General features: G+C 52.2%; 9 protein-coding genes. 3 read left to right on the top strand and 6 right to left on the bottom strand.

The features are described from left to right. Nucleotides 1–111: 111 nt before the first annotated feature. Entirely contained in the window at nt 112–885 is a 774-nt protein-coding gene (locus tag PG5_RS34090) for a hypothetical protein (RefSeq protein WP_155943698.1), read from the top strand. Nucleotides 886–943: 58 nt separating this feature from the next. Here the strand turns inward: PG5_RS34090 and PG5_RS01690 are convergent, their stop codons facing one another. Further along, nucleotides 944–1,696, bottom strand: a complete 753-nt coding sequence (locus PG5_RS01690) for a hypothetical protein (RefSeq protein WP_020795351.1) — start codon at nt 1,694–1,696, stop codon at nt 944–946. A gap of 59 nt (nt 1,697–1,755) precedes the next feature. Continuing rightward, a complete protein-coding gene (locus PG5_RS01685; protein WP_042955207.1) occupies nt 1,756–2,730 on the bottom strand; it encodes a DNA replication terminus site-binding protein in 975 nt (324 codons plus the stop codon). 862 nt (nt 2,731–3,592) lie between these two features. On the opposite strand from PG5_RS01685, the gene PG5_RS01680 reads away from it, so the two are divergent. Together PG5_RS01680 and PG5_RS01675 are read left to right on the top strand one after the other, a co-directional pair. Next, nucleotides 3,593–4,519, top strand: a complete 927-nt coding sequence (locus PG5_RS01680) for a hypothetical protein (protein WP_020795349.1) — start codon at nt 3,593–3,595, stop codon at nt 4,517–4,519. Continuing rightward, nucleotides 4,512–4,997 (top strand): hypothetical protein, encoded by a 486-nt coding sequence (locus PG5_RS01675; protein WP_081648125.1) that lies wholly within the window; start codon nt 4,512–4,514, stop codon nt 4,995–4,997. The genes PG5_RS01680 and PG5_RS01675 overlap by 8 nt, the downstream gene beginning before the upstream one ends. A 347-nt stretch (nt 4,998–5,344) precedes the next feature. Here the strand turns inward: PG5_RS01675 and PG5_RS01670 are convergent, their stop codons facing one another. The 4 genes from PG5_RS01670 to PG5_RS01655 form a co-directional block, all read right to left on the bottom strand. Beyond that, nucleotides 5,345–5,530: a hypothetical protein gene (locus PG5_RS01670; RefSeq protein WP_042955164.1), complete on the bottom strand. Its 186-nt coding sequence runs from the start codon at nt 5,528–5,530 to the stop codon at nt 5,345–5,347. 394 nt (nt 5,531–5,924) lie between these two features. Then, entirely contained in the window at nt 5,925–7,043 is a 1,119-nt protein-coding gene (gene trfA, locus PG5_RS01665; protein ID WP_020795348.1) for a plasmid replication initiator TrfA, read from the bottom strand. A 10-nt stretch (nt 7,044–7,053) separates the two neighbouring features. After that, on the bottom strand, nt 7,054–8,025 hold the full coding sequence (locus PG5_RS01660) for a ParB/RepB/Spo0J family partition protein (RefSeq protein WP_020795347.1): 972 nt from the start codon (nt 8,023–8,025) through the stop codon (nt 7,054–7,056). Then, a complete protein-coding gene (locus tag PG5_RS01655; protein ID WP_042955163.1) occupies nt 8,025–8,831 on the bottom strand; it encodes a ParA family protein in 807 nt (268 codons plus the stop codon). The genes PG5_RS01660 and PG5_RS01655 overlap by 1 nt, the downstream gene beginning before the upstream one ends. Nucleotides 8,832–10,397: the final 1,566 nt, after the last annotated feature.

Below are 10,397 nucleotides of genomic sequence, written 5' to 3'. Positions count from 1 at the left end.
CTGCCAAGGCAGCCAGCCAAAGACGCTGGGATTCACCAGGCGGATGCAGCGCACTCACCAAAACCTGGCCTCGCGCCCCAAGGGCATGTAATCGCGTCTAAAGAGGACACCGTGAGCGATCTGCATAAATATGCAGCCAATGAAACAGGGGTTAACCGAGCTCAGGACGCACCCTCTCATAACCCCGGCCTCACGCAGATTCCAGCGCATGCGAAAAACCCTAGGGATGACGGAGGGAAAAACCTGGTAAAGCAGTCCGCCAATGTAGCTGGAAATCAGCAGGCTCAAGTGGCGTTTTCTCAACTCCCCGGGCATATGCAGGATCAAGGATACGTAACAAATCACCAGGATGAAGGCGTGAGCAACTTGGCATGGCATCCAGTCAATGAAGCGGGGATTCACCAAGCTGAGATGGCGCCTTCTTCAAACCCAGCAGACTTGCTTGGCCAAGGAGAGTCATCTGGCTTTAGAGATCATGGAGTAAGTCACGCGGCTGAGTATCCTGCACGTGATGCCGGTGCCTATCAGGCTGAGGGGCCAACCTATTATCCAGTCCAAGGACAGGACTTTGGCCATGGGCACGCTTCAACCCCAAACAGTGATGGATTGAGCAATGCGGCCGAGCTTCCTGCCAATGAGGCAGGAGAGCAGCAGGTGGAGGCCCCAACGCACTTCCCACTCCCTCGGCAGGAGCCTCGCCCGATGAGTTTCTCAAATTCGGTTGGAGATGGAGTGACCAACATGGCGGAGTATCCTGGCAACGGATTTGGTACGAATCAAACCGATGTACTCAGCCTCAACCATCGCGATTCTTCGGGGCTCGAGGGTAGTACCAACCCATCTCAAGCCAAGGCGCAAGGGCCTGATAAGGGGCATCTCCGATAAGACTAACGAAAGCGAAGTATCCCTAAAAAAAACCGGCCTTGATGGCCGGTTTTTTGTGTCAGGACAACCTGTCAATTGGTTCGCTCATATCGTTGCCTGTTGTCACCTTGTAGTAGTTGAATTCCTCGGTGCGCAAGCCTTCAGCGGGGTGGTATTCGTCGGGATACAACTCCGTTCCGTTGCGGCTGTCTTTGCCGTCAAAAAGACTAAAAAACGACCCAGCCATGAAGCCTATGGCACAAACAAGAAGGCCCAGGAACCCGATATTCGGTGCGAACAGGGTGTTGAGCACACAAAAGCCTACAAGCGTACCAAGCGTGTAGACAGGCACCTTTGTGCCAGCGTTGTTGCTGTGAGTCAGGTGCAAAGCGCCCGAAGCAACAATCACTGCCAAGGCCAGATAAGCAAACATTTCGTAACCGAGGGTCAATGTTTTGGTGCTACCTACAAGCACGCCGGCGAAGGCCAGCGCGATTGTCACCAAGTGCTTAAGTGTCCAAAATCCGCCGGCGTTACGAATGCCCTCCTCTACAGTCCACAGTTTTTGGATGGGAGCTGGCAGTTGGGGACGCTGCGCCAGTTCAGCAATAAGGTCAACAACGTTCACGGCGTAGGCTGCATCGGCCTGTGAAGGATTGTTCTTGCCTGCTACCTGGCGCAATGCAGTGATAGCGCGTCCAAAGTCTGATGGAGCCTTGCGCAATGCATCGGCGTTGAAGCTGAACAGATCGATCGTTTCTGGCGGCAGGCCCATATAGCGCTCTACCAGTGCTTCTGCACGTTTAACCTCTGATTCAATGATCATCTTCATTGCGAATTCTCCTTTCGACTGACCACATCCTACCGCACCCGCTCAATATGCAACCTCTCTCATGGGCTTGTGTAGGTCTGGCCAGCAAGACGGTACGTGGAAGCTATCTCCTCCTCATTTTGCCGATCATCCTGCTTATCCTGGACAGGCTTGTTCTTCGCGGTAGGCAAATACATGTCACGCCCCTGCAGCACCTGCTGACGCGATTTCTCGTCCAGTCGTCTGGCACGTCTTGCGTTCCGATCGAAGGACTTCAAGGGCTTTATCGTCGGCGCCCGCTCGCTGGCCAGCACAAATACCGGAAGGTTGGCTTTGATCATCGCATCCCAACGACTGCTATCGGAAAACCACAACATGCAGCGTGGGTGGGGGGCGACCATCTTATGTTTGACCAGGATGTCTGTGTCCGAGAGATGCACAATTGAATTGAGATCGAAATACTCCGGCGTTTGCTCCACGGGAATGTCTTCGGCGCCGGCGCGAATTTCTGCCTTGGCCTCAAGCTGTGCGCGAATCTTGCTGACGGCCACTCGTTCGTTGCCCGGTGAGTGCCCAGCCCACGTGAACGTGATTTGGCGTGGAGCTCCGTCGAACGCGTGGATTGACCGCTTCAGCTGCTTGGTATTGAAGCTCGCTCCAAGGGCCCGTCGCATAATCCTCGGCCTCATCTCCGGCGTGAGGCACTGTTCGACTCGTGCAAGCTCGATGGCGTCGACCAGATTCTGTTTGCAAGCGTTGATCGCGAGTACCTGCTCGAGGACGGAGGTGGCCACCGTGAAATAACCCGGCAGACGCATGACTGTACCCGGGGCTTGTCCTATGTCACGTTCGAAAGTCCCGATCGCGTCGATGGCCAACTTGATGGCCTCTGCGCCAGTCACCTTCTCCACGAGCAAGATGTCAGGTGTTTTTTGCTCATTGAGCAACGGCAGGATGTACACCACACCGTCAACCACCTGATCTGGCCACGTCCTGTTAAATGCGGCGATTGCCGCGGTCAGCGTTTGGTAGGCGGACTGGATTCGTTCGTACATAGGACCCCCTATATTGGAAGAGTAATTATACCACCCCTGCGCGCCTTCCTCTATTTGCAAGCCCTCCCCCTTCATCCCCGCACATCCATCTATCAACCGCCCATAAACTGGATTCGCTCCTCTGGCTCCACCTATATGTGTACCCTCGTTATACCACCCCTGCACGGCTAGGTTCATGTAGTAGCCCTCCCCTTCAACCGCGCACACCATCCACACTTAACTGCCCATTTAACCCTCACCTTCATCTCCCTTCCCTTTTCCTTCCTCTTACCTTCCATCGCGCTACGCGCGGGTTGATCAGGATGTGGGGCTCGCCTTGGCCCTACTTTTAGGGTTTCAAGGCTCAGCGGGGCTCCTGGGAGGTGCACAGCGGGCTTTACCGTTAGGTGGAGGGTCAGGAGGAACGCCAACTGGCCGACCTGTTATGTGCAGGGGTGGTATAAAGTCGTTTGATTGTCGCCTGATTGTTGACCCATTGTTTTGTGACCTGTCGTTTGGCTACCCCCTCGCCGGCCGAGCCGCGGACTTTCCTCCTAGTGCTCCTGCTTAATTGCCGCCGGCCACTGCCAACCCCGCAACGAGGCGGATCATCTGGTAGTTTTCCCAGTCCCCTTCCCTCTCACTCCCGCAAAATCGCGCCCCGCGGCTGACGCGACGACGAGATTCGTCCGAAATCTCCGCGCCCCGTTCGGTGTTAGCGCTGACTGGTCCGAGTGAACGGTGGCCAGCGTTGATGCTCAGGCGAGAGCACAACTGTGACGGGAGTGGCGTGCGTGCGACATAAGCGGTTCTTAATGTTTGTTTGTTTGTTTGTTTGTTACTAGTTACAATCATCTGAACATTCTTAGCAAGGAGTCTGGCTGTGCGTGAATCCCCGATCACAACTCAAGACATCGTTGACGCTGGCAATGCCATTCTCGCGGCTGGTCGTGCGGTTAACGGGTATTCACTGCGAAACGCAATTGGTAGTGGCCGGGCCGACAGGCTGATCAGGATCTGGGCAGAACACGTACAGCTGAACGGGACTACAGCTACCGGCGTTATGAATATTCCTGCCCGTGCACAAGCCTTAATTTCCACTTATGTGAAACGCCAAGAAGCCTCGGTCAATCTTCTGCTGCAGGAATTGGCCGTCGTCCTGAGCGAAACGGCTCGGTCTGAGGCTCTTGAGGAAATCGAGTCGCTAAAAGCCTCGGTTGAACAACAGCGCAACGCGTTGCTTGATGCGGATTTGTTGATTGATCGTCTCGAGCAGGCGAATCAGGATCTGGAAAATCAGCTCGTTCTAGAACAGGAAAATGCTGCCCAGGTGCGGGCGTCACTGGAGCTATTGGAGGACCAAGCTCGGAAAGATTCTTCTGCGCTTGCTGACTTGAACAGTCGGGTGCATGAGGTCCAAGAGGACGCCTCCTCACTTCGCGAGTTGCTTGAAGATGAGAAAACGAAGTTGAGTCGCGCTGAGAATGAAGTTCTGAGGTTGGAGGAGCGTATAGCTGGGCTAGTGGAAAAATCTAAGCAACAAGACAGCGCGTTGCTCGATGCGCGTCGGGATGCCCAGGCGTCGAGGGAGCGCGAAGCCACGGTAAACGGTCAGATGCTGCAGCTTCAACGTGATCGCGATGTAGATGTCGAATTGATCACCAAATTAAGGCTTGAGGTCGGTACGGCAGCGGCCCGGGTCAGTCAAAGTGAGGCCGAAGCTAATGCTTACAAGGGGCAGTTGGCTCAACTCAACGACCGAGTCGGTGGTCTGCTATCAGCAATAGGTCCTGGTGCTGCCCATGAATGAGTCTCCCTATCAAGGCTTTAACGTCTACGCGACTTCCTGCGCACTCAAATTTGAGATGGGCACAAATGCTGGAGGTGACACCGTTCTGAGTATCGACGGGGCTAACAAAGCCGGTGCCGAATTCGATTGGGGCAACAAGCTGATTTTTCAGGTCACTCCCAGAGAGACTACGTTGTTCCTCTGTGCGGTTATGGGCCTGGTACCTACGTTCGAGGCTTCGAACCATGGTAAAAGCAGATCCAAGTCCTTGACCTTGCAGAACCAGGTCGACAAAGGCGTTCTGCTTTTGAAAATGCAGGCACCGCGCCGATCGGTACTCGTCCCTATCACGCCAGATAAAGTATTCGAACTTGGCTGTTTGACAATGCGAGTGCTCTCTTCGCAGGTTGGTCTTGACCCTGGTACCTGTCTCTCCATGCTTCGCGCTACTGCTGCTCGCTTCTATCACCACAAAGCAAAGATTCTTGATCCTGGTTAAGAGCGGTTAGAAACCTGTTAGAAGCGGTTAAGGGACTGAGAAATGTCTCTGAAGGCCTTGTTTTATATGGCTTTTCACTGAAATCCAAATACCTCACCATGAGGTTTTTTTACCTGACTATGAGGTAAACATACCTCACCATGAGGTAAACGTACCTCACCATGAGGTAACCCTCCTTTTTACCCTTTATTCCGCTTTAAATACGCGTCTTAAGCCATTGAAATATAAAGAATTTCACATTTTACAAGACTATCTGACTTTGGGGTAATACCTCCTGACTAAGGGGTATCTTTTTTCTCCTGTTATCTTTTAATACGTAAGCCTTTGAAATATAACGATATTTCTATTTATAGTGGCTCTATGCCGGCCCCTATACTCGGGGCCGTTACTGGACCTGATTTAGGGGTAAAAAAGTTCACCATGCTAAGCCTTTCTTTCTGTCCAAAGTGGTCAATCTGCGCCGATTGAAGGGTTTCCAAAGCGCCAACACCGCCTATTTCAACGGCTTGCAGAGTTTTTTTAGTTTTTTTCATTTACACGTTCTAGGCGAGTTTTTGGGCCGTTATTGCTTTTTTTACTCCTTGGTGAGTTTCCGTTTTGCGCCCATTTTCTTCTTCTACCTCTTAATCAGGTGTTCCTGGTTCCTTCCTTACCCCTTAGTCAGCTCCATCTGACACTTCTGGATTTTAGTTTTCGGCGGGTTGTTTAGTTTAGATCTGGCCTGCGCATGTGGAGTGATCCTGGTCCCAGCGATTCAAGGGGGCTCGTTGCCTACGATGGGCCATGCCTGGCATGCCAGTGGTCAGCCTCTTGGGGTTGGTTAGCATCGAGCTTGTGATGGGTTCAAACGCTCCCCTTCCCTTCCCTCCCCTCACCATCAGTCCCTAGCGGACGTGTGATGCTCGATCTGCAGGCACAAAAAACCCCCTAAGCGGGGGTTGTTTTTGCATTTGTCTTATTTCTCACGACAGTCACCTTGCCTGCCCTGTCACAACTTGCCTCTTTGAAGAAGCCTACGGTAACAAGCTCGTTCAAGGCTTCTTTGATCATCTGTCTTGCTTTGCCTGGTGTTGATACTCGTGAGCCGGCGTGCTTTATCAGGGTCTCGACGTTCAGTGCATAGGGTTCACTGTGCGAGGCGTAGAAACCATGCAGCCATTTGGCGAGGTTTCCTGGTAAGGCCATTCGCTGCTCCCATTCAATTCTGGTGCTGTAAAAGCCGCCCCCAAACAAGGTCGCAATTTCAGGCTCTAGCTCTACGATCCATTCGTCATCGCCGCGTTTGCCGGCGACGTCAAAGTCATCGCTGTATTCAAATTTTCTAACTAGCGAGAGAACGACACCGCGGCCGAGCCGTTCCGAGTGAAACTGAACCCCAGTGGTTTTCAAGCGGGTCAGGATCGTCATTAGCCGGACTGTGTGCTTTACACCGTACGGCCACTTGAGGTCCTTTTTCATCTGCGCAGGGCTGAAGCGAATCGGTGACCCGAGCTCCTGGAGTCGTGCAAGATGTAGCACTTGAAGCCAAACATCTAAGTCGTCTTGGCGTAGCTCCTCCCCCGTATAGATCACCCGGGAGTTGCCGTAGCTGGATATTTCGACTGCCTTCAATTGATCACGTTGAACATTGCGGTTCCGAGCGGTGAACAATGCGCATCGAAGCGCTTCATTCGGAGCTTCACGAAGTTCGTCTGCCCATTTACCGAGTCGTTTTTCGGCGTTCTCCTGAACTTCCTTGGCCCGTTGTTGCGCGGCCTTTAGGCCATCGCCTCTACGCTTGGCAGGTGCGGCCTCTGGCTCTTTGGCTTCGGCCGGAGTTGGATCGGTGTTCTCCGATTCGCTGGTCAAATCACCGGTTGCCTGTTCCGGTGCACTAGACTGCTCCTCCTTGTGGAGGGCTGCGCTCTGTGCTGCTTCCGCCCGCTGTCTTGCCGCTTTGATGCCATGACCTGGCTTAGATGGAGGTTTACTCCCCTCCCCCTCTGCACCGCCCTGGGTGGCGAAGAGATCACCATTTCTGGGCCGTTCCGATTTGGTGTCGTTCACACTCGGACCCCTATGCCGACTTTAGGCTTTTCAGAAACTCTTCAAGTTTTTCAAGCTGCTCGTCTGAAAATTGCGAGCGAACCAGTTTCAACTCATAGAAATTTTTGCTTTTCTTCGCATGGCCGAGCTTAACGTCACCGCTCTTAATTTCGAAACCTGCCGTGGTTTGCGCAGCCTGTGGAAATTTTTTCTCCAAGGAGCGTGCCAGATTTTTGATTGGCGTATTGCTGCTAAGCGCTGTCTGGATGATGGAGATAAGGGCCTTTTCCAATGCCTCCTGTGGAATTCCTGACTCCACTTTTTCCTTAATCAACTTTACAGTTTTCTCGGCACTTGCTGCTGTGACCAGGGTCGGCTTCTTATCCAGAAGTGTATTTACAGCTACCGGAAGACTTTCGAAAGCCATCATCCGATAGTACGTCGATTGCGTCAGGCCAAATTCTTGGTGAGTGGTACTGACGCTTCCAAATTCATTCTTATGCCGAATAATCGCACGTGATTTTTCGTAATCACTTAAATCCTTGCGGCCTAAGTTTTCTACGAGACCTCTAGCCGAACTTTCTTGGTCCGTGATGTTGACCACGTGCGCTAAGATCCTGGTCTTACCTAAAGTCTTGTGAGCTCTTACCCTACGTTCACCTGACACGAGTTCATAACGGTTACCCTTGGCTCTAACTTCAATTGGAACCAATAGGCCTTGTTCATCGATCAGCTTGACCAGCTCTTCAAGACCCTCAAAGTCTTTACGTGGCTGGTAAGGGTTTGGGTCAATAATTGAGATATCGATCGAACGCGCAGACCAGTGTTCCGATTCAGAAACACCGGTATCTTCAATAATCTGTTTGTGGGTTGCGAAGCTTTCAGTTAAGGAGCCTGCCAGTAGCGCTGAAATCCCCTGGCGTCGCGGTTTGGTTGTTTTGTCATCTGCCGCCTTCCCAGTTTTCTGGTTGGACTTTTTAGTGGTTTCGGTTGCTGCGCTCATTATTTAGAGCCCCCTGTTGTTTCTGCAACGTAGGTAGCAAGTTCCCCATATTGCTTCGTAACTTTGTTATTTCGATCTAGCATGCGCAAGCTTCTGTTTATCGCAATCGACTGATTCACTTTGCTTGTTTGAGAGATCTTCACTGGAACCACGGTTCCGAACATCTCAATCGCATCTCGTTCATTTTCCTGACATAAAGTTAGTCGCGAATCATGTTTAACAAGCAATGCACCGAGAAAACTTAGATCAGGATTGATTTTCTTAATTCTATTGATTCTTTCCTGGAGGTCGGCAAGTCCATACAGACCATAAGCAGCGCCTGATTCAACAGGAATTATGTAATGCGTTGCGGCAGCGAGTGCATTCATTGTTAGAAGCCCGAGATTAGGTGGGCAATCCAAAATAATGTAGTCGACTACACCCATTAACGGGGCAATTCGAGCTTTCAAAACCTCGTTTGGTCTAGGGTCTTCCTGTTTAATAAAGTCAGGAACCGTTTCGAGGCTCAGAGAACCATATATGAGGCTCACCCCTTCAATTTGTGTGTTTTCAAAAATAAACGCGTTAAGACTGGCAGACGGGTTTAACAGTAGTTCAGCGAGGTTATGTGTAACCTTTGCCGGATGCTCTGGACCAATATGCTTTGACGCGTTGGCTTGCGGATCCATATCGATGAGAACGACGTTATATGAATCATTGAGCTGGGCGAGGTGGTCAGCTAGGTTAATCGAAGTGGTTGTCTTGGTTACGCCGCCCTTGTGGTTAGCAATGGCAATGATCTTTGTATTAACGACACGCTCTGCCATTTTTTACTCCTAATGAAAGATCTCAGGTTTACTACCTGTTCATACATCGTGATCCGCATTATGCAACATTACGGCACCTACGTTCTTGGGAAAATGCTTTTTTTATGAGGCATCGTTTTTACATCTATTCTGCGGTTATCTGATCTTAGACCACATTTTCCAATTGCATGCCTTTCTACCGCCCCGCTCTGCCCGTCTCCCGCCTCCTTCTAACCACATTCGCTGGTCGCAACTTGTGTCCAGGCCATCTCCATTCCCACCGTGGGAATGGAATTGTGCAGCTCAGGGTCTTGATCTACCCGACTTTCACCTTCCTCCTGGGCGGCAGGCGTACTTTCTCATGTCATTCCCACCGTGGGAATGAAGCCGTCCGGAGCCTATACGAGCTAATAATCTGGACCAACTCTGAGTCATCGGCATGTTGACCGGTCCAACAGGGGATGGATCCCTGGAGGCTTGGTATCTTCGACCTGGATAGATCGTTGAGTGGAGTACACCGCAGTGCGCTCCTAGTCATTTGACGAGTGCAAAAGCTGAAGCTCCTTTTAGGATTCAGAGATCGGGATCGAGCTCGACTGAATCTGAAAGTCGCACACTACCAGGATGGGAATAATTACGGTCGATATCCTGCGTGTTGTTTCAATGACTTGCCTCCTCGCCACGCCATATTCCCGACAGGCGGCCGCCTGGTTATCGTTCATTCCCACGTTGGGAATGGATATGCCTGCTGCCATGCGTTCGCTTTCATTGCGCCGCCAAACCTTAGCCTGTTTAGGGACAGGCGGCGGTTCCCACGGTGTGAACGGTTGGTGCCGTCATTACGGCATGTTGACCTGGTGTGAACATGGTGAGGAGGCAGAACAGTGCCGTTCCCACGGGGAGTTGATGGTTGACTGCCCTTCCAGCACAACCTGCGCAGATTTTCGACTGGCCGGTCGCATGGTTTTGTTTAATCCCACGATTGAAATTGATCGCCCGTGTGCACCTCTCCCGGTCTGGCGCGCGGTTCATGGATGTAGTCGGTAGAAAACGCTGTTCGTTCCCATGGCGGGAATGTCTCATCCTGGGGAAGCCGTTAGTTGGTCCTGTTCGCGGGGATTGGATTGCGCGTGATCTGCACCCTTCCCAACGCCGCGGTGGGAATCGGTGGGCTAGCCGCTCTTTTAGGATCCTCAGGATTGTGGACAGGTCGGCTATGGGATGGCTGCCATTCCCACGGTGGGAATGGATCATCCCCGGAAGGCCGCTCGTTGGTCCTGTTCGCGGGGATTGGATTGAGCGTGTTCTACACGCAGCGTACCGCCACGGTGGGAATCAGGGGGTTAGGCGCCCTTTCAGGATTACCACGATTGTGCACTCGTCGGATGGCTGCCATTCCCATAGTGGAAATGGATCGCTCGATTGCGGTGCCCGTAGGTAGGTAAGTAGGCAAATGGAATTGGCGTGACCTACTCGCCGTTTTTCTCACGGTGGGAATGGATCATCCCCGGAAGCCTCTTGTCCTGTGCGCGGTGTTTGGATTAAGTGTGATCGCCGCATACTCCCGCGGTGGGAATCGGGGGTTAG

Origin of the sequence: Pseudomonas sp. G5(2012) (assembly GCF_000408945.1) — a bacterium.
GTDB classification, from domain to species: Bacteria; Pseudomonadota; Gammaproteobacteria; order Pseudomonadales; family Pseudomonadaceae; genus Aquipseudomonas; species Aquipseudomonas umsongensis.
Note: the sequence above shows the minus strand (reverse complement) of the source record. Positions and strands in the feature narration are given on the sequence as shown.